This window comes from Pseudomonas sp. NPDC077649 (assembly GCF_044542855.1).
Classification (GTDB): domain Bacteria; phylum Pseudomonadota; class Gammaproteobacteria; order Pseudomonadales; family Pseudomonadaceae; genus Aquipseudomonas.
Genome location: NZ_JBITVF010000002.1, coordinates 478,940 through 503,801 on the forward strand (window position 1 = coordinate 478,940; position 24,862 = coordinate 503,801).

Genomic DNA, 24,862 nt, shown 5'->3' on the forward strand with positions numbered 1-24,862 from the left:
TGCGCCACGGCCTGGCCTGCCAAACCCTACAGGGGGCTTACAGCTCCTCACCAAACCGGACCGGATGCAGCTGATTGCCGAGATACAGGGGCTTGCCGGTGAACCCCTCGAACATCTGCTGCCAGGTGAAGCCTCCGTCGGTGCTGAGGTAGTGCTTGGTGTCGAGCGCACCAAGCAGCACCGCCGGTCGATTATCCGCTTCAGGGAGCACCACGCTGATATGAGCCGTGTATGCGGTGGAGAAGCTGGTACCCATCACTCCGCGCGCCTCGATGAACTCGCCGCTGAGTTGGTCGATAACCACCACGCTCCAGGTGATCTGCTCGGCGCCGGATGGCACCACATAGTCGCGCGCCAGCACCGCGACCTTACCCTCACCAATCACCGCTGCGTAGTGGCTGCTCTGGCCTAACAGCGTGCCCGCCGTCTTATCCGTCGGGTTCAAGGTATCTTGGGTAAATGGATGCCAGCCGGCAGCTCGTAGCCCGGTCGTGCGCAGCACGCCGTCCACACCGTAATGCACTAGGTCGGTGGTCAGCTGCGCCTGTACGTCGTCGGCAATCTCGTAGGTGGCGCCAACCACTCCGGGGACGCCGAACATTTCCAGATCAGGGCCAAGGGTATGGCCGCGCGAGGCTGAACCTTTGTACAGCGTAACCAAACTTTGCGTTCCGGAACTCAACATCCGGCGCAATTGCACCCCCGTCCAGATCACCCCTGACTTATTGCAATAGCAGGTAAAAAACAGATACGCAGCCCCTCGACTGCCAAGCCCATCTGGCTCCGCGCCGGCGTCGTGATCGAGTACAAAGGCCAGCGCGGCGCCAGTGACCCCGTGGCTCTCATAGCGCGTTACGCCACTGAAGTCCTGCACCACCGGTCGCAGCTCTGTTTCTGGGTTGGACGCCATCTGCATGGCGAACACCGCGGTGGCAGTCAGCGGGTAGGAGTTACCAGGGGGAACCGCGGGGCGCAGGAGCTTCGCCAGAAACACGCCAGCCACCCCAAGTCGCGCAGGATCAGTGGCTGGGTCGATACCGCCACCATCAAGCCCTGTCGGCTGCGACACATAGGCGCCGCCCACGATCACCTCACCCCAGCGCGCCTGATCTTGCTCCCAGGAGCCGAAGCCATCCCTCGAGCACTGGGCGCCGAACACCGGAATCCTGTACTGATACCGAGACATCTGCCGGGTATAGAGTCTGGCGTTTCCATCGCCGATCAGGAACTGCAGGCCTGCCTCGGGTAGCAGCCAGGCCTGCATGCGCAGATTTGTGGCGACAAACTCGCTTGTGTCACCGCCTGGCGGGTAGAACTTGGGCTGGTACTGGCCTGAGAACGCATCGCCCCATAGCTGGTAGCGGTCGGTGGCAAAGCGCCCCTCGATGTTGCCGGTCGTGGCGGCCAGCACACAGGCGCCTGCCCGCTCGGGATGGCTGTACGGCACCGAGGGAAAGTTGGATCGGACGAAGAGCGCGCCCGTGTCGATTGAGTGGTAGTAGCCCTGGCCCGGAGCGTAAGGCAGCAAGGTCGTCGTCACGCTCTTTGCAATGACACCGCTCAGTTGGGCACCATCACGCAGCACGTCGCGCGTGTAGGCCCGTGAGGCGAGCTTGAGGTGGCTGCCGTATCCGGCGAGCGGCATATGGTGCAGGAACGCCCATACCGCTTCCAGATCGATAACGTAGACGATCACGTTATGCTGCGCCCTCACCGCGCGCAGCAGATACCCTTCGACCACCTGGTTGGCAGCACCCTGTTTCGACGATTCAACGCGCGCGGCCAGGCGCGAAGCGTGGCCACGCATGGCAACGCCGCCTGCTGTCAGTGGCTTGAACACCAGCCCCATCAGATGTTCGCGACCTCGGCCGAGAGAGTACCGCCGGCCAGGTTCGCCTGGGCAGCAATGCTGGCCAGCCCGCTAACAGCAGAACCCAACGCACTGGCGGTCGAGGAGTAGTTGCCCTGGCGCGCCATCGCATTGCGGTCTACATCCACGTCGACGCCGGCCTTGGCCTCAGCCGCGCGCAACTGCAGCTGCTCGAAGGCAATCTCGATGCCGTAGTAGGCCGATAGCGCGTTGTACAGCCCCACCATCGCCTGCGACCTGGCGCTCTCGCGCTCCACCACCAGCTGCGGCAGCTTCGCGTACTCGCTGAAGAACTGGGCGATGCGCGCATAGATTGCGGTCTTGTAGGCCAGCGACTGCTCCTCGGCGAACTTCAGCAGATCCAGCTTGATCTCGGCATCCTTGATCGCCTGCTCGCGGTTCACTTGCAGGATGGCATCACCGGCCCGCTCGCTGGACTGCGCCAGGGCGTCGACCAGGGGCCCAGGCGGCAGACTGAAGCCACGCGCGGAGAACGTGGCTTCCAGCGTGCGCGACTCGCTCGCCTGGGTGCGATAGGCCCGGTCGCGGGCGTTGTGCCAGACCAGTTCGAAGATGGTCTTGTCCAGGCCGAACGGCTTCACGCCGCTGATCACGCCACACAACCAGTCTTCAGGGATGGTTTGCAGGCACCCACTGATCGCCGGGAAGTACTTCGCGGTCAGATCGTCGATCTGCCTGTTGAGCCTGGCCATTTCGCCGTCGGTATTGTCCAGGCCCTGGAACATGTTGCTGAACACCGGCGGCGCACCGATGTTGGGCTTGGTCAGTGTCACCCCAAAACGGGGACTGCGCGTGCTTACGTTCGGCGGCAACGAGTAGATGCGGCTCGCGTTGTTGCGCGCTTCATTCAGTGCAGTCGTGGCCTGGCTCTGAAGGAAGGCGGTTGTGCTTTCGTAGCTGGCCATCAGATTATCTCCTGAGTGCGAGTGCGGCGGGTCCAGAACAGATCCCCAATGACTGGGGCACTGTAGGGTGGGAGGCCCACCATCGAATTGGCATTGCCGTCTAGCGCTTCGAGCACGTCGCCAGTGCGAGCGTTGATGATGCTGCTCGCCAGTGTTGGGTGGTTACACACCACCATGCTGTCGCCGTCGCCAGTGAACACACCGTGCACAAAACCAGCGGCTGAAGGCGTACCGATGTTGCGCACTACCACAGCTGGGCCATTGACCGGAGTGAACGCGTCGCATATTCGCGTGTGAGTTGACAGCGAGAAGGCGTCAGACGAAACGCTCAGCAGATCACCGGCCGGGTTGAACGAAAGCCAGTACGCCCAGGCTGAGTCAGGGTTATAGATGTCCCAGATGTACTGCCCGTCATTGGTGTTGAAAACACCCATCCAGCGATCACCCGTGAGGGACATTGCAACCTGCGGCAGTACGCGATTAAACGCCACTGAAAGCCTAGGTTCCGCATTTATGTAGTTGGTCACATCGGTGTAGGGGTTGGGCAGCGACTCCAGGGTATCGGCGTCGAACAGCAGCAGGTACGGCGAACTGTTTTTCGTCAGGAACAGGGTGTCACCCGCTGGATTAAACTCAGCGATGCCAGTACCCGATACCGTTATTCCAGTTGCGGTATAGCTGTCCTCCTCGAAGTCGTACCACTCGAGAAATGCCTGGGTAACCCTGCCTACCAGTACCTCTGGCCTGGATGGATGAATCGCATACACGCTTGTTGTTGCGCCAAAACTCACCTCATCAAAAAGCCCGCTAGCGACCTCATAAATGCGCATGCTGGCACCGCCAGATACGATCAGTTTCGTGTGGTCGCGGGTAAAGCCAACGATGGTCATAGTGGTGTCATAGACCACATCACCGCCCGTTGAGCGCAGCGTGATCTGGTTTCGTCCTAATCCGCTGTTAAACCAGCGATAGGCGAACGTCCCATCTGGCAACTGACTCATCGCCTCCACCTCCGACTCACCGCCGACACTACGAACTCCACCATATCCAGATCCGCAGCCGTGGCCTCGGTCGCTTCCAGGCGCAGGTTCCAGCGCCTGGCCGAAACGCCTCTTGCCGTCAGGGTGTGCATCACGTCGCCGCGATCGACCAGGCGGTACAGCTGGTCCGACCCATCGTCGCCCTGCAGGCGCGCATACACCTCGCCATCGCTGGCCAGGCCGATGTACAGCGCCGAGAGGATCTTCGCCTGGGCGGTGCCAAAGTCGGTCTGGCCGAAGTCCAGCGACCAATCCAGCGGCTCGTCGCCGTCACCGATGCGGTACACCCCGTCCGCCTTGAAGCCGTAGGTATGCCGGCTGGTCCTGGCAAAGCCCTGGAAGTCGAAGCCGCTGTATCGCCCTGGAGCGCCAGTCACGGCGTTGGTCACGTATTGCAGTGCCTCCCGGCGAGCGATCGCCGTATCGGCCGACAATGCCAGGCCAGAAGAGAGCATCAGCTCGACGAACTGCTCGAGGCTGATGTCGTCACCGATACCCAGGTAGTCGAACAGATCCTGCTCGGCGACGATCATCAGGTCGAAGTCATCGCCCAGGCCCAACTGGTCGGTGAGCACGACGAACACCACCGCCTCCGGCAGCATCCCCTCAAGGATCATCAGCCCGTCGTCCCAGTCGTAGGTGTCGGGTATCGGGCTGGCCGGCAGCAGCGTGCCCGTCAGTGCCGGCAGCGTGCCGCTCATCTCGGCATAGGGGGCGTCGGCCAGCTTGCCCACCAACGGCGGCAGCGTGCCCTCCATCCTGCCGATCACGCCAACCATGCCAACCATCACCCCGCTCAGGGCTGGCAGCACGGCGTAGAGCGAAGCCAGCTCCACCTGCGGGAAGCCGCCCTCGAAGTAGCCGGTGATCATCGGCAAGCTGCCGCTCAACTGCCCATAGGGCTGCTCGGAGAGAATCCCGTCGAGTGGCGGCAGCACCCCCTGGAACGATCCAACCACGCGCCCCTCTACGTCCGGGTCGCCCCCCTCATAGGCCATGCGCACCCGACCGACGGCGCCAGACAGGGCTCGCCCGGCGATAACTTCCTCGATCTCCAGCAGTACCGACCCCACCGCGCCGGCTGGTGCACGCAGGCGCACCAAGTCGATCTCGGCGCCGTCCTCGTTCATGTAGACCAGACCGGTCGCCCCCGAGAGCTCCCGCCCGCTGATCTTCCGGCCGGTATCGCCCAGGGCACCTGCCAGGCCTCGGGCGCCGATGTTCTCCACCGTGCCCAGCTTGGGGTTTTCGACGTAGTCGCCGCTGGCGTACAGCGACGCATCCAGCACCCGGGTTCCGGTAGATTTCTTGGCGCTGGTGTAGCTCCAGCCGTCCACCGAGTAGTTCACCGTCCCGCCGATCCGCACGATCTGGTAGCGCCGGCTGCCGGCGTGCGGCAGCGGACAGTTGGCAACCACCACCCCGCTCTCCATCACGTCGGCCTGCTCGCCGTGGATGTACCAGGCGTGTTCCTGCTCGCTGGGCAGGCTGCTGTCATTGCTGCGGCTCAGGCCGGCCACCACGCCGATCGCGCCGTCACGCACCTGAAAGGAGAACACCCCATTGCCCACCAGAGGGGCGATGCTGTTGGCGCCCCCATTCCAGCCATGGATCGGCGTATAGGTGGTGCTCGGCGCCACACCCGGCACCTCTTGTCTGGCCGGGTAGCAAACCTTCTGATACGTGGTCTGCGACGGGATCCACTTCGGCGTGTAGCTGTAGATCAGTTGCCCCTGCCCAGTGTGCGAGTCGATCACCCATTGTGCAGTGCCCGGATATCCCCAGTAGCCTGGAGTCACGACCGGAATCAGCACGCAATAGGCCGGCACAGCCGGCTGGTATTGCACACCCGGCGTGTACTTCGCATCAGCCAGCTTGACCAGCCGGTTGGCCATGGGCTCTTACTCCGACGGGAATGCGAGGGCGCCGTAGTCGATGCGCACGGGCACCCCAACCAGCAGTTCTGTGTTGCTCAGGTTGAGGAAGCGGCCGATGATCCCCACGTCGCCCTGCAGGCGCACGGCAGTGGTACTGAAGCCGCCGGTATCGGCCGCCGTCTCGATGCGCACGAAGGTCGCGTTGCCAGCCACTGCAACGGTGCCATCCCAGACCTGATTGGCATCCTTCTGCAGCACACCACCCACCGCGTTCGCCTCCCAGGCGATGCCTGCCGGCACACAGTCGACCAACTTCACCGCGGCGCCCAGCGAGTCATTCGCGGTGGCGGGCTCGGTACCGGAGTAGATCTTGATCACCAGCCCGGTCAGCAGACTCTTTACCGAGCCGACCGCGAGCGCACCGTTCTGGAATCCAGTGCTGATTTTCATGCCCATGGCTTATACCCCCTCGAAGATCAGTTCTTGCGCCGGAATCCGCGGCACCTGGCCGGCGGTGTAGGTCTTGGGTACGGGCAATTGCACGCTCTTGATATGCGTGCCGGCCGTGCTGGCGGTCTTCACCGTTACCCATGCCACGGTTGCGCCAGCCGCCAGGGCTGGAAATACGAGGTCTGCGGTATTGCGCGAGATATGCGTGCTGCCGTCTGGCACCACCTCGAACGCACCGACCTGGCGCACGTAGTTGGCATCGGCCAACTCGTTGTCGGCGCCGGTGCCCGGGTCGCCCGTGTGCAGTGCCACATACCAGGCGCTCGGGCGCGTGGCCATGGCGCTGGCGGTGAACATGTACTTGAGGATTTCCTCAGTGAAAAACGGGTTGCTGGCCATGGATCACCTCAGATGATGGGCACGTCGAGAATCCGGATCCGCGAGCCCACACGCCAGGTCACCCCGGCGGCCACGCTCTGCGGAGAGGAAAACCGGGTGATGCTGCGCACCAGCCCGGTGTTGCCGCCCTTGGTCGGGTCGGAGATCAGGAAACCACCACGCACCGTCTTGTCCTGGGTGAAGGTGAACTCGGCGCGGTTGTCGGTGTTGGTGATAAAGCCGGTGACCGGGTCCCACTCGCCCTGCCACAACGGCCGGGTGGTCTGGCTGTAGGCGGTGCATTCCTGCGCGTTCAGCGGCAGGTCGGCCGCAGTGGTGGCGTCCGTCGGCACGTAGTCGGCTTCGAACAGCCCCATGTACCACTCGGAGATCGGCATGGCGCCGTTACCGAGGATCATGCCGACGATGTGATCGATGGACACCGTCGGCAGCTTGTTTAACACCTCGAAGCGATCGACCACGATGCCGCGCTTGATCACCTCGATCTCATAGGCAAAGCCTTTTCCCAGCAGGCTATTCATGGCTGCACTACCTCGATGTCGTAGAAGTCGTCGAACGCCAGGCTGTTCTCGGCCTGGACGCCACGCATGGTGGTCACCACCAGTTGATTGCCGTTGTGCTCCAGCACGCCGCTGGCGCCCTGGCTGGCCAGCTCTGGTACGAAGGTCTGCCGCGTCGGCAGGCTCAGCGCCCCATCGGGGCCGACGAAGGCCTGGCCGTGCGCCGTCATCCAGCCCACCCGCAAATCGGGCAGGCGGAAGCCGCTGCCGGGCACGGCCGGCATATCCAGCAACACCCGCTGGAACGGCTCACTCGTCTCCGGATCACTGATCAGGTAGGCCTTGTCGGCACACACGCAGATCCCGGCCGGGCTGCTTTCGAGCACGTCGATGGTGGCGGGGAACTGGTAGAAGTGGCGCATGCGGCTGGCCAGGTGCGGGCGCATCGGCATGGTCATTTCCAGCACCGAACCGCGGGCGATCAGAAGCACACTGTTGTGCGCGCACACCAACTGGCCGGGCTGTGGCGCGGTGTAGTGCGCTGTCTGCAGCAGGGCGGTGTCGTCGCGCAAGCTGGTCAGCAGCAGCGGACCGCCCGCGCCGCGGTGCTGGCGATAGAGGCTCTGGCTCTCGGCCGCACCGACGTACAGGCACACCTGATGCCCGGCTGGGGGAATGGGCAGCGTGAAGTCCAGGCCTTGGGCATCCACCACCGTGATCACCGCCGGCGCCCCGGTACCGCCCTCGACACCACGCTCGTCGATGTAGGTCATGGCGAACTTGTAGGCGCCAGCGCGCAGGCTGCCGCCACCCACCACTGCTACCGGCGGCTGAGCACCAGGGTCAAGCACGCCCCAGCGCCGCACCACCTGGCCGTCATAGCGCAGGCATTCATTGGCCGTGCAGAAGAACAGTTCGCCATTCAGCTCGTCGCCGGCAAACGCACCATCGCCGGCGATGCTGCGCAGTACTCTGCTGGTATCGGTGCGAGTGTCGATCTCCACCAAGCTGGTACCGTCGGCGACCAGCAGCCGGTCGCCCAGTTCCAGCATGCCGCGCACGTCCAAACCTTGATAGATCTGCCGCGCCCTGGCGCGCAGCGTGAAGGTGCCGCCAACATTCGGGTCGAGATTCACCGAGTCGCGCACGGCGCCTTCGGGCAGGCGATCGCGCGGTGCGATATTGTTCGCCCCGGCCGGCCAGCCCTCTCGCCTGTTGAACTCCATAGCGCCCCCTGGCGTTGATATGCCAGAGAGTGTCCATACCGGATTCGGCAGGCGCGAACCCTACAGGGGGTCGGATGCCGGCTATAGTGAATCCTCCACCCCATCCCTAGCCGAAAGGACTCAAACCATGAACGAACTCAAGTTCCCTGACGCCACGGCCGCTAGCTCAGCAATCACCTCGCAACTCGACGCATGGCATCTCACCAAAGAGAGCTTCAGCAACTTGCTGAAGCGCTGGGAAGAGGTATCCAAGCACCTTGGTCTGAAATCATTCTCGATAGTCGAAGAGCAGGAGAAATTCGGCACCGGCGTGGCCTACGGAAAGCCCTACAAAGTCTGCCTGCGCAGTACCGTTCTGAACGACAAGATCTTTGGCAAGGTGTCAGTGGTCATCACCTCCCCGCTAGTCGGCGACCCGTTCATAGCAACCGAGTTTATTGTCGACCGGCGCGACAACTTCTTGGCACTCGATGGATCTCCCCTCTTCCGACAACATGACGATACGGCTTCATACCGCATCGTTTGCGAAGCAATCTTCCGGGTCATCGAGAGCTAGCTACCTGCGCACAACCACATGAAAAAGCCCGCGATCGCACCCGCCCTGATCTGGGAGAGCGTGAGAGTCATGGAGGCTCCAGAAACGAGAATGCCCGCGCGCGGCGGGCATGGTCTAGGCGGATTCGTTTAACAGGCCGCCAGCGAATCGGCAGATGCTATCGAGCGTCGCAGGGCTGTAGCTGGAAGGGCTGGGTAGCCCCACGGCGGCCGCGCACCACTCCGAGCAGAACTGCGCCCTGGGAGTGCCCCGGTTCAGGTTTAGGAACTGGCTTGCGACTAGCGAGCCCCATCCGTATCGGTGGTGGTCGGTCTGTTCAAAGTAGCGAACCACGTCCGTCGCATTAGCCCATGGCAAATCGACAAGGTCCCAGTTTGAGCCGAGGCTTATTTTCTGATACCCCGGTCCCACCTGCTTTCGCCGAACTCCACCGTCCATCACCGAACTGGAATAACACCACCCATCAGCCACCAGTTCACAGTGACTGTAGATGGACCCGGTCCACCAGCGGATAGCGGCGTTGCCGATCTGGCCGCGCCCCTTAAACAAGGCCAGCTGTACGGTCATGGCGCCTCCGGAAACGTGTAGTCGATGTCGACTGCGGCAACCGCCTCAACCGTTACGGCCATCTTGATCGCGTCATCTATACCCTGGCGACGACCGGTCAGGAAAGCGCTTGCAGACGCAAAAACCTGAGCCTTGGCCAGGGTTCTGGTTAGGTATTCGACACGATCCAGGCCGCGGGCAGTCGCTGCCACGTCAATCCAGGGGGTTGGGTACGCAGCGTCGGCGTCCCAGCCAAGTGCCTCTTCGCGCTGCCGCTCGAACGTGGCAACCTCGCTCGCTGGATAGCCGGCTGTCAGCGCGGAGATCGCAGCCTCATAGGCAAGGTTATTGGTTTTGGCCGCGTTGATTTTCTCTCGAGCAAGCAAAACGCTCGCGTGGTCGTAGGCCAGCATAGCCTGGTCGAGCGCTTCCTGGGTCACTTCCTCGATGCGCAGGTTGGCTCCGTCGAAGACTGGCTCACAGTCTGTTGGTGCGCCGACCAAGCTCAGGATAGTTTCGATATCGTATTCAGCCTGAAACGACACAACGCCTACCATGACGGAACCTCGCTGATCTTCAGGAATGTAAAGGTCGCATCGTTGGTGTAGAGCGCCCTGATGGTTGTCTTCAGGCGCGCCGACAGATGCACGTAGTCGCCGGCGACCAAATTCGCGTCGTCGAAGAAGATGACCCGTACAGGCTCGCCAGAGGCGACCGTTCGCCACTCTGTATACGAGCCTACGGCGCTGATGACACCGTTCTTATTGACGATGCACTGAAGCTCTACGCTCTGCCCGCTGGCGCCCTGGTAGTAGCAGTTGGCAGACAATCGGTAGACAGCTGGGCGGAGTATGTTGATTCTGTCGTTGACGGCGTCGGCCATCATCCCAGAGGTGTCGAATATCGTCGCATCCATGGGCACCGCAGTGAACGTTGGGAACAGCGCGACGTTGACGGCGGCGGTTGGATACATGCCACATGCCATTGGGATTGTCTTACCGGCGATCTTGGTCCAACTCGTGCCGCTGCAGAGCAAGATGGCCACCTCATTGGCCCACATCTGCCGCACGGTAGCGCCGTCAATGGTCTCTGAGGCGTTTCCGTCCAGGGTTACCAGCTTGGTGAGGCCTGAAGCCATGCGGAAGCCGATCACCTTCCCCGCATTACCACTCGCTGCGGGCAGTGTGACGGTGTAGTTCACAGTGGTACCTGAGCAGGCGTGCATCTTGCCGAAGGCTGTGGCGTCCAAAGTTACCGCGCCAGTGACAGATACCTCCGAATTCACCAGCGCCGAGACGATATCGCCCGAACCACCGCCGCCGCCGGCCGCGCTGATCACCGGCGCAGCCGGGTTGGTGCGATCGATCGTGATGTTCGTGCCGGCGGTCAACACAGCTTCTTTTCCGTCCAGCGCCGTCTGCAACCCGGTAACGGTGCTGATCGCCTGGCTACCAGTGTGGTTCGCCCGGTCGAACGCCAGCGCAAGGCGCGCAGCCAGCTTACCGATAGCCTGCCGCACGGTGTCGGTTGCGGCGACCACGGCAGAGTCGGCCAGGCTGAGGCCGGTTAGGGCAACGTCCCGAACAGCCGCGGCGAGATCGCTGATGGTTGCCGCCAGCTGCGTACCGGTGTGGTTGCTGCGCTGCACCGCGGCGGCCTGGGCAGCGGCGGCGGCGCCTGCAGGGTCCGCGCCTACATCGGCGGCGGCTGGCATGGCGTGCACATGGTCCTGCCGGCTGGCCGAGGTGCTGACGCCAGGCGTAGCCGTGCCCAACGGCTGCGGCGCGGCGCTGCCTACTTGGGCCTTGGCATTCAGTGCCGCCTGCAGATCAGTCTGGTCCGCCAAGGTTCCGCCGATCCCGCCCCAAACCGCAGAACCACCAGCCCCAGGAATCAGACCAGCATCCTCGGTGGTGGCGTCGGTGTAGGTGATGATCAGGTGGTTGCTGCCATTGATGGCCATGCTGGCGATGCCGCGGCCGTCTGCACCGTTGGTCCCGTTGGTGCCGGGCGGGCCCACCACATATCCGGCATCGAGCACCGTGCTGTTGCTCAGGGTCAGCAGCAGGTGGCCGCTGCCATTAATGGCGGCGCCGGTGATGCTCAGCCCGTCGGCGCCATCCAGGCTCGCCAGCCACTCCGCTTCAGTGCCGACGAAGCCATTGGCGACAGCCACTTGGTAGGCGCTGTCACCAGCTGGCCCCTGGAACGGCACCGGATCAGACCAGTTGCCGGCCGCGCCCTGGCGAAAGTACAGATCGCCGGTATCGGTGGCCAGGTAGGCGAAGCCTTCCGGTTCGGCATCGAAGGCGCCACGGTTGGCCAGCAGGCCAGTGGCGTCCACCTGAAACGGAGTTCCTTGTTCACCCGGCTCGCCCTGTGCGCCGGCCTGGCCGCGCAGGCCAGCCAGGATCACGGCACGCGGCTGCCCCTGGCGAATCGCGATCACCCTGCTCATGCCGTCACCTCGTCCGCTACGGTGATATCGCTGATCGCGGTCAGGGCGTAGACCTCGCCGCCCGGGGCGATCGCCTCCACGTCGTACTTGCCGCGCTTCCACTGCAGGGCTGCTGCAGTGGCTGCGTCCATCTTGAGCACGAAGGTACTGCGCGCCAGGTCCACCTCGATCTCACCGTCGGGGCTCTCGGCCGGGTCGCTGTGCCAGGTGAACAGCACGGTACCGCCCACCCGGTCGCGCACCTGGGCCCGGCAGTGCCAGCCGGTCAGATCCATGGGCTTGTTCAGCACCAGCAGGCCCGAGCCGCTGAACGCCTTCCAGCAGTGGGCGTTCAGGGCGTTCAGCTCGACGGTGTCCACGTCCACCAGCTTGGCGACCTGGCTTTCATCGTCTGGCGTGTTGAGCTCGGCCGGCGCCTTCACACAGGTGACCTGCACCGGCCAGCCGTCCGGCACGCCGTGCCCCACCACCGTCAGGCGCACCGGCGCCTTGCTCGGCATGCCGGTGATCGGCAGGTACAGCAACTCGTCCTCGGCGTATAGGAAGCCGAACTCGAAGGTCTTGCCGCGGGTGATGGTGATGGGGATTTCAGGCGCCGACATGCCGTTCTCCTTACTTGCCGCTCATGCCAATACCGCAACGGCTACAGCCTTCGTTCGGGCCGCAGGTGCAGGTGGTAGCGCGCTGATGCAGGCGGCTGCGCAGTTCGTAGCCCATCAACGGCCAGATCTTCTGCACCGCGTTCTGGCGCGCGATCTTGCGGCCGATCTCGGCGTCGAAGTTCTCCGGACTGGCACAGGCGCTCTCACCGGTCACGGTGAAGCCGTTGCGCAGCACCAGCACGCAGAAGGTCAGCAGGCTGAGCGAGCCAGCGGGGAGGATTCGACTCGCCTCGTTTGCCCCGGCAACACCGTCCGCAGCGGTAAAGTAGTGCTCGCTGTAGATGTTCGCCTCGATGTCAGCCGGCGTGATGCGCGGCGCGGTAAGGCCCTTGGCCTGGATTTCCTGTTCGATGGCATCGCAGCCGCCTTGAGCGACTTTGGTGACTTGATCGAAGGCCTTCGTTGCCATGGACAGAGCACACTCAGCGGCTTCCGTCTTCGCCGCCTGCCCCTTCTGGTACGGCATCCACTGCGCGTAGAAGCTGCCACAAGGGATGGTCAGCCCCTCCACTTGCACCAGCGGCACGCTGCACACGCCGAACTGCTCGCCGTTCTGGTCCCATACGGTGAGGTTCACCATGGTGTCGCTGTGGACGTAGGCGATCACCGCCGCCAGCGGCTGCGAGGGATCACCGAAAGCCATCTTGCGGCTGGCCATGTAGTCGGCGGTGGGGATGAAGTGCAGCACGCGGCCGACGGTGGGGGTTATGGTGGTCATTGGGTTGCTCCGGTTTCGGTTGCTGTTACGGTTCGTGCTGCTCCTGCAGCATGGTCAGGTAGTCCAGCAGCATTGCCCGGACGGCCCGTTCATCCATGGCAGTGAAGGGCTTCCTGCCCTCGATCACCGCCTCAACAAGCGCCACCGGCACGACGTGCACCGACCGGTCGGCGGCGGCCAGCACCAGGTGCGGCCTGAAATCATCAAGGCGGACGACGTTGGTCGCCTCGCCCTCCTCGCTCATGGGGCCAACTTGCACTGGCTGTGCAGCAGCCTCAGCTCGTCCTGCAGGCCGACTATCTGGGCTCGCTGGTCTTTGAGGCCGGCAACGAGGGTTGGATAAGCTCGTCGAGCAGCTGCTGTAAGTTCTGGGGCTCCTGCATCAGGCTCGCCGGCAGCGGCCCCGGCTGGCCCCACTCGCACTGAGGGGCAAGTGGCTGCGACACGCAGCCCGCAAGAACCATCAGCAAGGCAGCGGCGCAGATATTCAGCGCGGTCTTCAGCACGTTGTTTCTCCTCCAGATAGGTGGCCTCGATTGCGGCCTGGTCGTTGGCCAGCTCGCGCTGCAGTCGCAGGGTGCCGCGGAGGGATTCGGCCGATGCAGCAAGCTGCTTAGCCACTTTCACAGCGCCATCACGCTCGATCGACACGGTGTCGAGGCGCAGCCAGACCATCGCCAAGGTGATCGCCAGGCCGGCGCATGCGGCGAGCAAGACCTTGATCACTGGAGCGCCATCCCGATCACAACGGCGATGCCGAGCAGCACCAGAAGCACGGCAATGCTGAACTGGCTCCAGGCCGCCACACGATCATCGGTTCGCCAGGACAGGCGCCAGAACACAAACGCCAGCAGGAACACAAACAGCGGTACGAGCCATTGCATATCGAGTCCTCCACTACTGAACCGCCATGCACTTGGCGTGGCGTTCGAGTTGTCGGGTCCAGACGCCCTTGCAGCCTTTCGGCCCCCAGTTCTGCGGCAGCGAGCAATCCCGGCCGTTCTGTCGGCGCCACGGCAGCAGCGCATGGCAGGCTTTCACGTACTCGCCGGCCAGCAGGTGCCGGCGCGGCGACGACGATCGCCAGTTGCCGATACCGAACTGGCCGACGAAGTCGAGGTAGAGGTCGTATTCCTCTTGGAACAGCTTCACCCCGGGCAGCGAGGCCTGGAATCGGCGCTCTTCCTCGCTGTGCAGCGCCCTTGCCAGCTGCTGGGCGCGCTCGCGGGTGATAGGAGGATCTGCGAGGGTGACCGGGGTGCCGTCCTCGTAGCGGGTCGAGCCATGGCCGATGGTGGGCACGTCGCCCTTGGTCGGGATGTACGGCAGGTGCACCTCGACACCGTTACGCACCTCGACCGGGCCGTCGCCCTCGCTCTTGATCCAGGCGCCGAAGCCGGCCAGGCTGAGCGTCAGTGCGGTGACCAGCACCCTGGTGCGCACGCTCACGATCTGCGCCCCTCGAGGCCGCACTGCTCGCGCAGCGCTTCTATCCTTGCAACGCTCTCGGCCTGCTCGCGCTTGTCGCGCCGGTGCTGGAAGTAGAAATTCACGGCAAGGCCCAGAACGGCGATCAACACGCCAGAGAGGCCTATCCAGTTGATCTGCGCCAGCCAGCCCAGAACGCCGGCTACCGCGCCCGCCTGGGTCACCTTGTTGGCGGCAGCAGCGCCGACCACCTCGACCATCCCCTCATGAACCTGCTGTGCCATGCCCTGCTCCCGTGCTGGCTGATCCGCTTTGGTCGGATGCTAGGGACAGGGTTTTCAGGAGGCGAACCCTACAGGGGGTCAGGGCCAGGCTTTATTGTGGTGCTCGACGTCGTGGCGGGTAATGCGGCGCAGGTCGCTGTCGGGGCGCTCGCCGAAGTACTCGACAAAATCGGCCAGAGATTGAGCGGCCCGCTCACGGTCGATTGATTCAGCATCGGGAACGCTGAACGCACGATGCAGCGCCCAGTGCACCAGGTGCCAGTGATGGGCCGGGTGAATCTCCGGTTTCGAAGCCTTGTCTTCCGTGAGACCGCGCAACGGCAGTCGGTAGCCTTCCAGCTTGAGCGTCGCGGGCGCACTCGGCGCTGGCACCAGGCGAAGAGCGGTGTCGGACTGGATGGCGAACCGTGGCCGGCCCGTCTCGTCTCGCCAGCCCGACTGGTTGTCATCCAGCCACTCCCGCGAAACCAGCTTCACCCGACACCGCTCCGTGGCGCCAGTTTCCAGCAGCCCGAGGTGATCAAGCTCGTACAGCGCCGGGTGCAGCGGGTAGACAGCCTCGCCGGGTACCACATCGACTGAGCAGACCGACTCGTTGGCCGATTCGTGCAGCAAGCGCCCGCGGATGCAGGCCTCCTGCTCGGCCTCGATCAGCCACCGGGTAACGTCGGGTTGCGCGAACAGGTAGGGGTCGATCTTGTCCTGCGCGGCAACCCTGAAGTCCTTGATCAGCTCGTCGAGGGTCATGGCTTACACCGGGCCGACGGGGCCGTACTGATCGATCATGCCGGTGACCAGCTGACGCAGCTCAGAGACAGACTTCTGCTGATCGAGCTTCTGCCGGTAGTTGGTCATGGCGTAATCGGTCAGCGACTTCTTGGTCATGACGTTGATCTGCTGCTTCAGGTCGAGCAGGCGCTCTTCCTGCTTGCGCTCCTCGTCCTGGCACTTCTTGGCTTCATCCAGCACCTTGCTGGTGTCGTCGTCGTCCTTGTCCGCGGCCGGCTCGGCTGCAGCAGCGATCGCCTGCCCCTCGCTGAACATGTCTCCGTGGCGCAGGAACTTGCGGGCGATATCGGCCGGCATGGCGCGTTCCTGGCCCTTAACGAAGCTCAGGCCAGTGCCATACAGGTGATCGGTGTAGGTTTCCTTGCGACCGATGTAGACCACCACGATCTTGCCAGGGCCGGCTGGTGCAGTTGGCGCCGACTGACCTGCTGGAACCTTGGCCAGCGCTGCAGCCACGGCAGCAGCAGCGGCCTCGTCGGCATCCGGCAGATCCTTGAGCGCATGCACCACGGCGCGGAACAGGTAGTCCTTCGACTTCTGATCGGCCGGCAGTTGGTCGTATGGCAGGCAGCACGGGTGCACCTTCTTCTCGGTGTCCTTCACCTCGCCGTATACCCAGCCGTCAGCCAGCTTCTGCGCCAGCCAGCTTTCGTGGGCCTGCTCCGGGGTGGAATCAGGATTGGCCAGGTGCATTTCCACACCCGCGACCAGACTCTTCTGGTGCTGCTCGCCGGCCTCTTCCCAGGTGGGCACCGAAGCGTCGCCCAGCGACAGGCAGTAGGCGGCGTTGATAGCGTGCGCAACCCGCGCGATGACAAGTACCTTCATGTTCGTGTCCTGCATGACGGAGAAAGGAGGAAGGGCCCGAAGGCCCTCCCGAAGTCGCTATCAGCGGGCGCCCTGGAGTTCGCCGCTCACCAGCACCTCGATCTTGCTGGCCTTGGCGTTGGCCGCCACCGCCGTGGTCAGGATCAGGCGCGCCGGCTTGGGCAGGGTCACCAGGGCCTTGGCAGCCGCTGCACGCAGGCGCGCAGCAGTGGCCAGGTTCAGGCCGGTACCGAAGTACGCGGCGTCCTGGGGAACCTCGGTGCTGTCCACACCGTCCGCGTAGGCGAAGCCCAGCGAGCCGGTGATGGTGGCGGTCATGCCGGTACTGATCAGCATCGACATATCGTCCAGGCGCATACCTTCCGGCAGCGGGCCCAGGTCGACCACGTCGCCCGCAGCAATTGCTGCCGTCGAATCGGCATTGAGCGCTGCACCGTTGGCGCCGGTTTGTAGGGCGAACTTCAGGGTGGTGGTGTTGCCGTAGGCGCCGGCAGCGCCGCCGAATTGGCGGTTGCCGAACTGCTTCAGAGTCACTTTGGCCATGATGGGCTCTCCTCGATATTGGTTTCGAAAGGCGGGCCGGTGTTACCCAGCCCCACCCATCACAGGCGCTCGCCGATGATCGGCACCGCGGTATCGATCGCGGTGGCGCCGTAGTCGGTGAACTCGGTGCCATTGCCAGTCTCGACCGCGAAGCGGATCTTCGACACGCCGCGGATGCAGCCCAGCAGCAGCTCCACCTTGTCGCCGTGGTCCAATTCCTTCTCGCTCCAGAAGAACGGGATCTTGGACTTCTCGCTGGCGGCCATCGCCTCGGCTACGGCCTGGCCACCCAGCAGGATGGCGCGGTCGATTGCGTGGGTGGTGCCGAAGCCAGCCGGCACGATGCAGGTGCTCTCGGTCTCGCTGTCCTTCGCGGCGCAGTAGCGGATGGTGTCGCCGGCGTAGAAACGGATCGGCTTCGGCATCTTCACGATCAGCACGCCGTTCCACAGACCCACCTCGCCCAGGAACAGCGGGTGGCCCTTGGCTTGCTGGGCGCGCGCCATCGCACTGGCTTGCAGCTGGCGGAAGTTGGGGTCGGCGGCGAACAGGTTGTACTGCGCCGAGGACACCAGCATCACGCGCAGCGGCGAGTCGTTGGCGGCAGCGTCACCTTCGAAGATCACCGGCGGCGGCGGCAGAGCGATCTGGTCAATCCAGGTGCGCACGCCGTCCACGGTGTCCATCTTCATCAGGTCGGTGGTTGCCAGATCCACTTCGCCAGCGTTCACGGTGAACGGCTTGATGCCGTTGCCGCCGTCGGCGATGTAGTGGCGGTTCTTGGTCGGCGCCTTCACGCGGTTCACCATGATTTCAGCGAACAGCGGGTTGGTTTCGGTCGGGATCTTCCACTCGATGTTGTCGTGGAAGCCACGCGCGCCAGCCATGTGCACCAGCAGGCTCTGGTCGACATAGGCGTCCATCTGCTGCTGAGCGACCGGGCGCCCCAGACGACGGAAGTCGGCCGGGCTGCGGATGGTGGTCATGGTGTCGCCGAGGTCGATCGGGAAGCGCGCCTGGTTCACGCGCAGCTTGTCCTCGGACAGTTTCATGCCCACGCCACGACCTTCGGCGTAAGCGCTACCCATGATCGGGTAGCCGCCAGTCGGGTTCAGCAGGTGAAAGGTCACCTCATCGCCCTTGCCTTTGCCCAGGTCCTGGCACTTGACGATGGGCATGTGCTGGGTGGTCTGCTTGCGCAGGGTGGCCTCGGCGCCGGCGGTGCCCTTGGGCATCTTGCCGGTGAGACGGTTCAGGGTGGTGTTGCGCTGGGTGCTCTGGGCAAACAAGCCGACGGCCTGCTCGACCATCGCCTTGGAATCGCCATACGCCATATGAGTCTTGTCGGACACGGTGAATCTCCTTGTTCAACGGGACCCGGAGCGTCAAACGCTCCGGTTCAGAAATGCCTCGATCTGATCCGGGGTCTTGTCCATCAAGGCCTCGGCCATATCAGCGGCGCCTAAGTTCGCCAGCGCTTCGCTGCCCGTCGCCGGCCCTGCACGACCGCCCGGAATGTCCGAGAGGCTGGTGGGTACCGGCGGCTTAGCTGCCGCGATGGCTTGCTTGGCTGCCTGCTGCACGCTCTCCGCAGAGGGCGCAGCAGCGGCTGCCTGACTTTTCCCAGTGGCTGCCTTGTACGTGTCGATGAACTCGATGACTTCGGTCGCAGTGCCGGTGCTGATCACTTCGCGATACGCAGTGCGCGCGAAGCTGGGCTGCGACTCGATCCACGCTTCAAGCTCCGCGCTCTCGATAATCGAATCGAGGTCGGGGTGCTTGGCGTAGACCGCCTGCGCGTGAGCTTCCTGCTCGGTCAGCTGCTGCTTCTGCTGCAGGGGGGCCAGTTGCTGCTTGACCAAGTCCGCCAGAAGCGCCGGCGCGCTCTTGGCGATCAAGGCCTGCACACCCTTGGCCAACGCCTCCTCGGAGAAGTCCCCGAAGATGCCGGGATCGACGCCAGCCTCCATAGCGGCCTCAGCGGCTGCCAGGTTCTGGTCGGCGGCGGTGGGCGCAATCCCTGCGTCCGCCCGGTTCTGTGCTTGGGTCCTGAGCGTTTCCAGTTCCTTCTGGGTCTCCTGCAGCTTCTGCAGAGCTTCCTGCTCGCGAGCTTCCGCTGCTTGCTTTCCTTCTCGCGCATCCAACAGGCGCTGATACGGAATGGTGTGGACGTTGTCCTTCGCCATGATCACGGCCTTGGCCGGATCTTCCGGTTCAACACCTGCCGCGGTGTCATCGGTGTTCGCCACGTCATCGGTGGCCCGCACGGGGTTCGGTTCTGCTGCAGCTGCAGGGGCAGCGTCGGGCTCGCCGCCAACTTCCAACGCGCTTGCGTCGGTATCGCCCTGGTCCATCAGCTCGAGGAGCTGAGCGGCCTGCTCTGCGGACATTTCACCGTCCGGTGCGTGTTGCTGGATAAAGTCGCCTGGATTCATGCCTGTCCCGCCACATATCGCCGTGGCCGCAAAGGGTTCAGCAGTTACGAGGCGTCACCGCCTCGCGCATCGTCGAGCACGGGCCCGACTTGTCAGCGAGTGTCCAGAAGGGAGCGAAAAACAAAAAACCCTACAGGGGGTCATCCCTGCAGGGTCGTGGTTGACGATGGGGTCAGCCGAGGTTGTCGGATGCCGTCGGAGTCTCGATGCCAGTCATCCCCGCACCCGGCTCGGCCGGTACCGGCGGTAAGGCCGGACTAGTGTTCTCGCGCACCTCCGGGCCGCCTGGCTGCACATACGGCGACTTGATGTTCATCGCGGCAGTCTGGCCGGCCTGCGGGAAGTCCGGATCGTCGCCCGGCTTCGCCTGGTACCCGGCGCCCTTCATGATTTCGTCGGCCACCGGCGCGATCATCGGCATCTGCGCGACCTGGGCGCCGGCCTGCATTGCCGAGTAGGCCGCCTGCACACCGATCTGCACTGCCTGCGCGCGAATCTGCTCGATCTCTGCGTCCGTCCTGCGTTCCTTGATGTCGATCTCGCGCATCTTCGCCTCGGCACCAGAGCGTGCCAGGGCTTCCTGCACCTCTTTCTTGATGCGCTGCTCGATCTGCTCCGGCGATTCCTGCTCGCTGGCGGCGCGGATCGCCTCCACCACATCGCGCTTGAACGGCACATCCATGAGGCTGACCAAGAACGGCAGCACGGCGGCCTGGTACTGCGGCGGCAGGCTCTTGACCGCCTCGGACAGCGCGGCGAGCTGCTGGCCGCGGTAGCTGTTGGTGCTCGGCACATCTTCCAGGGCGACCTTGAGCCGGGTGCGCTGCAGGTCGTTGGACAGGTAGGTGTAGCCGGCCTCGTCCTGCTCCGGCTTGTTGATCACCACCGAGCGATCGGCGCGCACCGCGTCGCCCTCGATGATGATCTCGTGCTGCTTGCTGCCCAGGTCCTTGACGATCATCGACAGCAGGATCTCTCCGATCATCGTCCGGCCGGCGCGGAAGTTGTCCATCATCCGGCCCAGGCTCTGGTTGCTCTGCTCGATCTGCATTTGCTCCTGCCGGCCGCTGGTGGCCGTGCCTTCCTTGCCCATGAAGCCGGTGGTCACGGCCGATACGCGCTGAATAGCCGAACGGTTGTCCTGCATCATCTGGAACTGCTGGGCGTTCAGCTGGAAGTCGCGGTGGACCTGGAAGCGAGCGCCAGGGTTGTTACGGAAGTGGTCGGCGTTCAGCACAATATCTGCATCGACTCGCGCCACCTGCTGGCGGAACTGCGCATCGGTCATGTCCACAGCGCCCTTGGTGCGCTCGGTTCGCACCGACGCCATGCCCCAGCGCAGTTTGCTGGCGCCACTGTTCAGGCTGTCCTGCGGATAGATCATGCCGCGCACGTAGCCATACGGCACCCTGGTGCTGTCCTCACGAAAGCCCCAGAACGGCACGTAGGGGAAGTGGCGGTGGCTGTAAGGGGTGGGGCCATCGTGCAGGCAGTGCGGGCCGAGCCAGTAGCTGCGGCGCACTCTGGCCACTACCACGCGGCTGTACTGCGAGAAGCCACTGGCCAGCGCCACCTGGTGGGCCAGGTTGTTCTCGTCGTACTCGACCACTCGGCCGTCTGGCGCGGTGATCACGCCCACGTCGACCCAGCGCCGGTACCAGACCTCGGCCAGGCAGGTCTCCTTCGAGGTCGGGTTGTACCAGCGCTCCTCTTGCACGGTCCAGGCGCGCGCCTCGCCCCAGGCGTTGTGCAGCCCCGTGGACGAACCGCCGTCATTGGCGCCGACCGGATCGTCCAGCCACCAGGTCGAGCCGTGCCGCCCGATGGCCATGATCAGATCCTTGTGGTCGGGGAACACGCGGGCGATACGCTCCGGCAGCAACCAACGCTGCCGACGCAGCCAGCGCGCATCGCTCAGATCGTCCTCCTTGGCGGTGAAGTCCCAGTGAATCTCGTTGCGATGCACCACGCCGCAGCGGTACGGGAACTTGAAGGGGTCGCTCTCGCGGCTCACCTCAACCCAGCCCAGGCCGACGGCGATCTGCGGACGGAATGCATCGCTGCACGCTCTGTCCGCCTTGCTGTGGCGTTCGGCCTGATTCAGCTTGTAGTTCAGCGCATCGGCCACGTCCTGGCCGCCCACATCACCGTCGGGCGTCACGCGCCAGTCGGTGCGAGTCGCGCTCTCATAGCCCTGGATCGACAGCAGCGCCGGGCCGATCAGATCCTCCACCGCCGGCGGAATGCCCAGCTTGCGCTGCCGCTCCAGCAGCTCGCTGTCGAGCTGGTTGCCGTCGGCATAGTCCATTTCCTTGTCGGCCGTGGTGCGCCAGTTCGGCTGCTCCTCGATCTCGCGCATGATCTCGGTGTACTCGTCGAGGCTCAGCGCCAGTTCGTCCTTCGGCTGATCGCCGTTATGCTCGGGCTGCTTGAGTGCGGTAGCGTCCATCTGGTGGTTCCTCAAGTGCGCCAGTCAGGCGCTGGGGCTTCTTCGTAGGTGGGTTCCATGTCGTTGGGCATCACCTCAACGGCCTGGCCGATGTAGCGGAACATGTCGGAGCCATGACTGAACTCGTCGTGCAGCGGCCCCAGCGGCTCCCTGGTCTGGGCATGCAGGGCGCGGCGGTACCGTTTCAGGCACTCGATCAGCCTGGCCGTCTTGTCCTTGTCGAAGTAGCAGCGCGGGAACATCATGCGCACCGCCTTGATGCCTTCCTCGACGCTGGTCTGCGCCAGGACAATCGGCTTTCTGCCCATCGCCTGCAGCTGCTCTTCGGTGCTCTTGCCGGTCTGGTAGTTGCGGGTGCGGCCATCATGCGGCAGGTAGTCATGGCCCCAGCGATAGGGGCGCTTCTCGATCTGTGCCACGTACCAGTCGAGGGTCCGGTGACTGTCCTCGATGTAGTCGATGATTCGCACGTCCATCGGTCCGCGCTGCACGAAACCGATCGTCATCGCGTCGTTCCACCCGAGATCCCAGACCGTATGCACAGGCAGAGTTGGGTCATACGGCACGCGCTGCACTCGGCCACTGCTGATCAGGTCGATGATTTCGTGCTTGTAGATCGCGCCATCAGCCACGGTGCGCGGCTTGCCTTCCCAGATGTGCTCGTAGTCTTCCTGGCTCATGGCACGCTTGGCGCGCAGCCGCTCGTCGTTGAGGACGGACGGGAACCAAGGGTTATCGCGCCAGTTGATCTCGCAAACCCACATGTCTTCGTCGGCATTCTCGATGAAGCGCGTGTAGGTCTCGTCGGTGTTCATGTCCGGGTTCAGGGTCAGCCATATCTCGCTGCCCTCTTTCCGAATCGTCGGCACCAGCACGTCCCAGGACTTCTTGCTGACGCCGTGGGCCTCTTCGACCCAGACGATATCGACGCCCTCGAAGGACTTGATCGAATCGACGGTGTGCGACTGCAGGCCGGTGAACAGGAAGAGCGTGCCGTTCTTCCCGCGAATCTCGGTATCAAGCACGTCGTAGAACGATTCGAGCCCGAGTTTGACAATGTAGTCCTTCAGCAGGCGGTGCACGGAGTCGCGCATCGACTTCTGCACTTCCCTGGCACAGAGGATGCGCAGCGGCTTCCGCGCGCCCATATCCAGCAGCACCTGGGCGACGCCATGCGACTTACCACCGCCGCGGCCACCGTGCATGACCTTGTAGCGCATCGCCTCGTACAGCGGCGCGAGCTTGTACGGCAGCGTCAGGTTGAGCTGCAAGGGCTGCACGAAAGCGTTCATTCGTCCTCAGCCCTCGCCGGCGGCCGAACGAAAGTCACGGTGCTGGCTACCTGAATCGCGCCACCGTTGGCGCCAGTGTGCTCGGCCGTAATCTTGTCGCCGTACTTCTTGGGCGCCATCTTGCTGGCCAGCCACTTCCGGGCATCGACACGCAGCCTCGATCTCGCGATCACATCATGGTCGATGAACACATTGCCGTCTTCGTCGACCTGGGTGTCGTTACGCCCGTCATCCGCGATCTGCAGGATCTCTTCGGCCAGCAAATCCGCCCGGTCCTCGCGCGCACGCGCGTACTGTGCGCAAAACTCGGCACGCTCTTCATCAGCGAGCCAGCGAATCACCGTTGATACGTCAGGCATTCCAGGCAGTGCGCATGCACTTCGCAGGCTCATACCCTCTGCGATGGCTGCACACAGCGCGATACCGATTGCCTCAGTGTAGGAACTTGGCCTACCCGGCTTTCTGGTACGCGCAGTCGAGCCGGCCGCCTTCTTCTTGGCTACCGGCTTCTTGGCTGGCTTCTTGGGTGCGGGCTTGGCGCCCTTCTCTTTCGTGGTCATGCCCGGAGTGTTTCCGGGCGGGAGACAGGGTGTCGAACCCTACAGGGGGGATTGCTTGATACTTGTTGAGACTGGTCTTGACTGCCCTGGACGAAAAAGCCCGCACTCGGCGGGCTCTCTCAGCAGTAGTTGCTCAGGCACTCGATCGCGCCCAGTGCAGCACCTGGTCATTGGTTCGATTGAACACCATGCCGGCACTGGCAATGCGCATATCGCTGCGCAGGATAGGGCTGCGGTAGCGCTCCAGGCTGCGAGGCTGCATCACCTCGGCCAAGTTGCGCTTTGCCTCGGCGGCAATGTGCTGGTCGGCATAGGCCTGGATGGCCAGGTAGTCGACCGGCAGCGGCGCGGCCAGCGCCAGGCCGCAGGTCAGATACAGGATGGCGAATACGAACAGCAGGACTTTCTTCATCTTCGGACGCCTCGACAGGTTGAGGTGGTTGGCAGTCCGAGTGTTCTGCCGGCGTCCGTGCCGTCTCAAACCCTACAGGGGGTCGGTCACAGCTTCAGCGCACTCTGCCCTGGCGATGCCACCACGTCACTGCCTGCCGCTACTTCATCGCCGACACGCGCCAGGATGCGCTCCAGCCTGTTCAGGCGCGTGCTGAGTGTGCCGGAGAGCAGCGCGGCATGGTGCCCCAGCTCGATCTGGGCAGACTGCAGCGTCACGCCGGCGAACAGGTTGGCCAGCATTCGATCCTCCCGTGGCGTCAGGGTCAGCACCTGGTCGCCGATATCGATCTTCACCGTGCCGTCGGGCAGGATGGTCTTGCTGATGTGCCTGGCCGGTGGGTGCTGATCGACCGGCACGTAAATGCCACGCTGCACCCGCGCAACATCGCCGTCGGCCACCAGGGCCTTGAGACGGTCATCCACTACCGCCACCTTCAGCCCCGTCACCTCAGCCAAGGCCTCGCGCGTCACGATCTGCTCCTGCGCATGCAGATCCTGCAGCGCCTCGAGGACGATCTGCGTCGATGATCGCTTCGTCATGCTCGCTCTCCCCATGCTTGTCATCGAATCAAC

At 63.8% G+C, this 24,862-nt stretch carries 29 protein-coding genes; 1 reads left to right on the forward strand and 28 read right to left on the reverse strand.

Features of this window, described 5'->3' with window-relative positions; translation table 11 throughout:
- Positions 1 to 37: 37 nt before the first annotated feature.
- From ACIGFL_RS09225 to ACIGFL_RS09260, 8 genes are read right to left on the reverse strand one after another with little or no spacing between them, the layout of a single operon-like run.
- Positions 38 to 1,849, reverse strand: a complete 1,812-nt coding sequence (locus ACIGFL_RS09225; RefSeq protein WP_397496957.1) for a hypothetical protein — start codon at positions 1,847 to 1,849, stop codon at positions 38 to 40.
- Positions 1,849 to 2,796 (reverse strand): hypothetical protein, encoded by a 948-nt coding sequence (locus tag ACIGFL_RS09230; protein ID WP_397496958.1) that lies wholly within the window; start codon positions 2,794 to 2,796, stop codon positions 1,849 to 1,851. Before ACIGFL_RS09230 ends, ACIGFL_RS09225 begins: the two co-directional genes overlap by 1 nt.
- Positions 2,796 to 3,797, reverse strand: a complete 1,002-nt coding sequence (locus ACIGFL_RS09235) for a hypothetical protein (protein ID WP_397496959.1) — start codon at positions 3,795 to 3,797, stop codon at positions 2,796 to 2,798. The genes ACIGFL_RS09230 and ACIGFL_RS09235 overlap by 1 nt, the downstream gene beginning before the upstream one ends.
- Positions 3,794 to 5,731 (reverse strand): hypothetical protein, encoded by a 1,938-nt coding sequence (locus tag ACIGFL_RS09240; protein WP_397496960.1) that lies wholly within the window; start codon positions 5,729 to 5,731, stop codon positions 3,794 to 3,796. The genes ACIGFL_RS09235 and ACIGFL_RS09240 overlap by 4 nt, the downstream gene beginning before the upstream one ends.
- Positions 5,732 to 5,737: 6 nt before the next feature.
- Positions 5,738 to 6,169, reverse strand: a complete 432-nt coding sequence (locus ACIGFL_RS09245) for a hypothetical protein (RefSeq protein ID WP_397496961.1) — start codon at positions 6,167 to 6,169, stop codon at positions 5,738 to 5,740.
- A 3-nt stretch (positions 6,170 to 6,172) separates the two neighbouring features.
- Positions 6,173 to 6,562 carry a hypothetical protein gene (locus ACIGFL_RS09250; protein WP_397496962.1) on the reverse strand — a complete coding sequence of 130 codons (390 nt, stop codon included), beginning with the start codon at positions 6,560 to 6,562 and terminating at the stop codon, positions 6,173 to 6,175.
- An 8-nt stretch (positions 6,563 to 6,570) separates the two neighbouring features.
- On the reverse strand, positions 6,571 to 7,083 hold the full coding sequence (locus ACIGFL_RS09255) for a hypothetical protein (protein ID WP_397496963.1): 513 nt from the start codon (positions 7,081 to 7,083) through the stop codon (positions 6,571 to 6,573).
- Complete coding sequence (locus tag ACIGFL_RS09260; RefSeq protein WP_397496964.1) at positions 7,080 to 8,288, reverse strand: hypothetical protein; 1,209 nt, start codon at positions 8,286 to 8,288, stop codon at positions 7,080 to 7,082. The genes ACIGFL_RS09255 and ACIGFL_RS09260 overlap by 4 nt, the downstream gene beginning before the upstream one ends.
- Positions 8,289 to 8,415: 127 nt before the next feature.
- Between ACIGFL_RS09260 and ACIGFL_RS09265 the strand changes: the two genes are divergently transcribed.
- Entirely contained in the window at positions 8,416 to 8,844 is a 429-nt protein-coding gene (locus tag ACIGFL_RS09265) for a hypothetical protein (RefSeq protein WP_397496965.1), read from the forward strand.
- Between the two features lie 114 nt (positions 8,845 to 8,958).
- On the opposite strand, the gene ACIGFL_RS09270 is transcribed toward ACIGFL_RS09265, so the two are convergent.
- From ACIGFL_RS09270 to ACIGFL_RS09365, 20 genes are all read right to left on the reverse strand, one after another.
- Positions 8,959 to 9,411: a hypothetical protein gene (locus ACIGFL_RS09270; protein WP_397496966.1), complete on the reverse strand. Its 453-nt coding sequence runs from the start codon at positions 9,409 to 9,411 to the stop codon at positions 8,959 to 8,961.
- The gene (locus ACIGFL_RS09275; protein ID WP_397496967.1) at positions 9,408 to 9,947 is read right to left on the reverse strand and encodes a hypothetical protein; all 540 of its coding nucleotides are present in this window, start codon (positions 9,945 to 9,947) and stop codon (positions 9,408 to 9,410) included. Before ACIGFL_RS09275 ends, ACIGFL_RS09270 begins: the two co-directional genes overlap by 4 nt.
- Positions 9,941 to 11,848: a hypothetical protein gene (locus tag ACIGFL_RS09280; protein WP_397496968.1), complete on the reverse strand. Its 1,908-nt coding sequence runs from the start codon at positions 11,846 to 11,848 to the stop codon at positions 9,941 to 9,943. Before ACIGFL_RS09280 ends, ACIGFL_RS09275 begins: the two co-directional genes overlap by 7 nt.
- Positions 11,845 to 12,450 carry a hypothetical protein gene (locus ACIGFL_RS09285; RefSeq protein ID WP_397496969.1) on the reverse strand — a complete coding sequence of 202 codons (606 nt, stop codon included), beginning with the start codon at positions 12,448 to 12,450 and terminating at the stop codon, positions 11,845 to 11,847. Before ACIGFL_RS09285 ends, ACIGFL_RS09280 begins: the two co-directional genes overlap by 4 nt.
- A 10-nt stretch (positions 12,451 to 12,460) precedes the next feature.
- On the reverse strand, positions 12,461 to 12,919 hold the full coding sequence (locus ACIGFL_RS09290; protein ID WP_397497107.1) for a Gp49 family protein: 459 nt from the start codon (positions 12,917 to 12,919) through the stop codon (positions 12,461 to 12,463).
- Between the two features lie 334 nt (positions 12,920 to 13,253).
- Entirely contained in the window at positions 13,254 to 13,472 is a 219-nt protein-coding gene (locus ACIGFL_RS09295) for a hypothetical protein (protein ID WP_397496970.1), read from the reverse strand.
- Positions 13,469 to 13,954 carry a lysis system i-spanin subunit Rz gene (locus ACIGFL_RS09300; protein ID WP_397496971.1) on the reverse strand — a complete coding sequence of 162 codons (486 nt, stop codon included), beginning with the start codon at positions 13,952 to 13,954 and terminating at the stop codon, positions 13,469 to 13,471. The genes ACIGFL_RS09295 and ACIGFL_RS09300 overlap by 4 nt, the downstream gene beginning before the upstream one ends.
- On the reverse strand, positions 13,951 to 14,112 hold the full coding sequence (locus ACIGFL_RS09305; RefSeq protein ID WP_397496972.1) for a hypothetical protein: 162 nt from the start codon (positions 14,110 to 14,112) through the stop codon (positions 13,951 to 13,953). The genes ACIGFL_RS09300 and ACIGFL_RS09305 overlap by 4 nt, the downstream gene beginning before the upstream one ends.
- Before the next feature lie 13 nt (positions 14,113 to 14,125).
- Complete coding sequence (locus ACIGFL_RS09310) at positions 14,126 to 14,680, reverse strand: glycoside hydrolase family protein (RefSeq protein ID WP_397497108.1); 555 nt, start codon at positions 14,678 to 14,680, stop codon at positions 14,126 to 14,128.
- Positions 14,674 to 14,940 carry a holin gene (locus ACIGFL_RS09315; RefSeq protein WP_397496973.1) on the reverse strand — a complete coding sequence of 89 codons (267 nt, stop codon included), beginning with the start codon at positions 14,938 to 14,940 and terminating at the stop codon, positions 14,674 to 14,676. The genes ACIGFL_RS09310 and ACIGFL_RS09315 overlap by 7 nt, the downstream gene beginning before the upstream one ends.
- Before the next feature lie 78 nt (positions 14,941 to 15,018).
- Entirely contained in the window at positions 15,019 to 15,687 is a 669-nt protein-coding gene (locus ACIGFL_RS09320; RefSeq protein ID WP_397496974.1) for a hypothetical protein, read from the reverse strand.
- A 3-nt stretch (positions 15,688 to 15,690) separates the two neighbouring features.
- Positions 15,691 to 16,557, reverse strand: coding sequence for a RyR domain-containing protein (locus ACIGFL_RS09325; protein ID WP_397496975.1), 867 nt, complete (start codon positions 16,555 to 16,557; stop codon positions 15,691 to 15,693).
- A gap of 60 nt (positions 16,558 to 16,617) precedes the next feature.
- Positions 16,618 to 17,100 carry a hypothetical protein gene (locus ACIGFL_RS09330; protein WP_397496976.1) on the reverse strand — a complete coding sequence of 161 codons (483 nt, stop codon included), beginning with the start codon at positions 17,098 to 17,100 and terminating at the stop codon, positions 16,618 to 16,620.
- 59 nt (positions 17,101 to 17,159) lie between these two features.
- Positions 17,160 to 18,452: a DUF4043 family protein gene (locus ACIGFL_RS09335; RefSeq protein WP_397496977.1), complete on the reverse strand. Its 1,293-nt coding sequence runs from the start codon at positions 18,450 to 18,452 to the stop codon at positions 17,160 to 17,162.
- 33 nt (positions 18,453 to 18,485) lie between these two features.
- The gene (locus tag ACIGFL_RS09340; RefSeq protein ID WP_397496978.1) at positions 18,486 to 19,535 is read right to left on the reverse strand and encodes a hypothetical protein; all 1,050 of its coding nucleotides are present in this window, start codon (positions 19,533 to 19,535) and stop codon (positions 18,486 to 18,488) included.
- 172 nt (positions 19,536 to 19,707) lie between these two features.
- On the reverse strand, positions 19,708 to 21,984 hold the full coding sequence (locus ACIGFL_RS09345) for a hypothetical protein (RefSeq protein WP_397496979.1): 2,277 nt from the start codon (positions 21,982 to 21,984) through the stop codon (positions 19,708 to 19,710).
- Between the two features lie 11 nt (positions 21,985 to 21,995).
- Positions 21,996 to 23,276, reverse strand: a complete 1,281-nt coding sequence (locus ACIGFL_RS09350; RefSeq protein ID WP_397496980.1) for a PBSX family phage terminase large subunit — start codon at positions 23,274 to 23,276, stop codon at positions 21,996 to 21,998.
- Complete coding sequence (locus tag ACIGFL_RS09355; protein WP_397496981.1) at positions 23,273 to 23,836, reverse strand: hypothetical protein; 564 nt, start codon at positions 23,834 to 23,836, stop codon at positions 23,273 to 23,275. Before ACIGFL_RS09355 ends, ACIGFL_RS09350 begins: the two co-directional genes overlap by 4 nt.
- 133 nt (positions 23,837 to 23,969) lie before the next feature.
- Positions 23,970 to 24,248, reverse strand: a complete 279-nt coding sequence (locus tag ACIGFL_RS09360; protein ID WP_397496982.1) for a hypothetical protein — start codon at positions 24,246 to 24,248, stop codon at positions 23,970 to 23,972.
- 86 nt (positions 24,249 to 24,334) lie between these two features.
- Positions 24,335 to 24,829 carry a hypothetical protein gene (locus ACIGFL_RS09365; protein ID WP_397496983.1) on the reverse strand — a complete coding sequence of 165 codons (495 nt, stop codon included), beginning with the start codon at positions 24,827 to 24,829 and terminating at the stop codon, positions 24,335 to 24,337.
- Positions 24,830 to 24,862 lie beyond the last annotated feature (33 nt).

What these genes read in the sequence shown, in the direction of transcription:
- ACIGFL_RS09275 (WP_397496967.1), bottom strand. Translation starts at nt 9,947, where the DNA reads ATGGTAGGCGTTGTGTCGTTTCAGGCTGAATACGATATCGAAACTATC.
- ACIGFL_RS09360 (WP_397496982.1), bottom strand. Translation starts at nt 24,248, where the DNA reads ATGAAGAAAGTCCTGCTGTTCGTATTCGCCATCCTGTATCTGACCTGC.
- ACIGFL_RS09265 (WP_397496965.1), top strand. Translation starts at nt 8,416, where the DNA reads ATGAACGAACTCAAGTTCCCTGACGCCACGGCCGCTAGCTCAGCAATC.
- ACIGFL_RS09245 (WP_397496961.1), bottom strand. Translation starts at nt 6,169, where the DNA reads ATGGGCATGAAAATCAGCACTGGATTCCAGAACGGTGCGCTCGCGGTC.
- ACIGFL_RS09260 (WP_397496964.1), bottom strand. Translation starts at nt 8,288, where the DNA reads ATGGAGTTCAACAGGCGAGAGGGCTGGCCGGCCGGGGCGAACAATATC.
- ACIGFL_RS09285 (WP_397496969.1), bottom strand. Translation starts at nt 12,450, where the DNA reads ATGTCGGCGCCTGAAATCCCCATCACCATCACCCGCGGCAAGACCTTC.
- ACIGFL_RS09235 (WP_397496959.1), bottom strand. Translation starts at nt 3,797, where the DNA reads ATGAGTCAGTTGCCAGATGGGACGTTCGCCTATCGCTGGTTTAACAGC.
- ACIGFL_RS09340 (WP_397496978.1), bottom strand. Translation starts at nt 19,535, where the DNA reads ATGAATCCAGGCGACTTTATCCAGCAACACGCACCGGACGGTGAAATG.
- ACIGFL_RS09290 (WP_397497107.1), bottom strand. Translation starts at nt 12,919, where the DNA reads ATGGCAACGAAGGCCTTCGATCAAGTCACCAAAGTCGCTCAAGGCGGC.
- ACIGFL_RS09345 (WP_397496979.1), bottom strand. Translation starts at nt 21,984, where the DNA reads ATGGACGCTACCGCACTCAAGCAGCCCGAGCATAACGGCGATCAGCCG.
- ACIGFL_RS09365 (WP_397496983.1), bottom strand. Translation starts at nt 24,829, where the DNA reads ATGACGAAGCGATCATCGACGCAGATCGTCCTCGAGGCGCTGCAGGAT.
- ACIGFL_RS09230 (WP_397496958.1), bottom strand. Translation starts at nt 2,796, where the DNA reads ATGGCCAGCTACGAAAGCACAACCGCCTTCCTTCAGAGCCAGGCCACG.
- ACIGFL_RS09270 (WP_397496966.1), bottom strand. Translation starts at nt 9,411, where the DNA reads ATGACCGTACAGCTGGCCTTGTTTAAGGGGCGCGGCCAGATCGGCAAC.
- ACIGFL_RS09320 (WP_397496974.1), bottom strand. Translation starts at nt 15,687, where the DNA reads ATGACCCTCGACGAGCTGATCAAGGACTTCAGGGTTGCCGCGCAGGAC.
- ACIGFL_RS09350 (WP_397496980.1), bottom strand. Translation starts at nt 23,276, where the DNA reads ATGAACGCTTTCGTGCAGCCCTTGCAGCTCAACCTGACGCTGCCGTAC.
- ACIGFL_RS09325 (WP_397496975.1), bottom strand. Translation starts at nt 16,557, where the DNA reads ATGAAGGTACTTGTCATCGCGCGGGTTGCGCACGCTATCAACGCCGCC.
- ACIGFL_RS09315 (WP_397496973.1), bottom strand. Translation starts at nt 14,940, where the DNA reads ATGGCACAGCAGGTTCATGAGGGGATGGTCGAGGTGGTCGGCGCTGCT.
- ACIGFL_RS09330 (WP_397496976.1), bottom strand. Translation starts at nt 17,100, where the DNA reads ATGGCCAAAGTGACTCTGAAGCAGTTCGGCAACCGCCAATTCGGCGGC.
- ACIGFL_RS09280 (WP_397496968.1), bottom strand. Translation starts at nt 11,848, where the DNA reads ATGAGCAGGGTGATCGCGATTCGCCAGGGGCAGCCGCGTGCCGTGATC.
- ACIGFL_RS09225 (WP_397496957.1), bottom strand. Translation starts at nt 1,849, where the DNA reads ATGGGGCTGGTGTTCAAGCCACTGACAGCAGGCGGCGTTGCCATGCGT.
- ACIGFL_RS09250 (WP_397496962.1), bottom strand. Translation starts at nt 6,562, where the DNA reads ATGGCCAGCAACCCGTTTTTCACTGAGGAAATCCTCAAGTACATGTTC.
- ACIGFL_RS09295 (WP_397496970.1), bottom strand. Translation starts at nt 13,472, where the DNA reads ATGAGCGAGGAGGGCGAGGCGACCAACGTCGTCCGCCTTGATGATTTC.
- ACIGFL_RS09305 (WP_397496972.1), bottom strand. Translation starts at nt 14,112, where the DNA reads ATGCAATGGCTCGTACCGCTGTTTGTGTTCCTGCTGGCGTTTGTGTTC.
- ACIGFL_RS09355 (WP_397496981.1), bottom strand. Translation starts at nt 23,836, where the DNA reads ATGACCACGAAAGAGAAGGGCGCCAAGCCCGCACCCAAGAAGCCAGCC.
- ACIGFL_RS09255 (WP_397496963.1), bottom strand. Translation starts at nt 7,083, where the DNA reads ATGAATAGCCTGCTGGGAAAAGGCTTTGCCTATGAGATCGAGGTGATC.
- ACIGFL_RS09240 (WP_397496960.1), bottom strand. Translation starts at nt 5,731, where the DNA reads ATGGCCAACCGGCTGGTCAAGCTGGCTGATGCGAAGTACACGCCGGGT.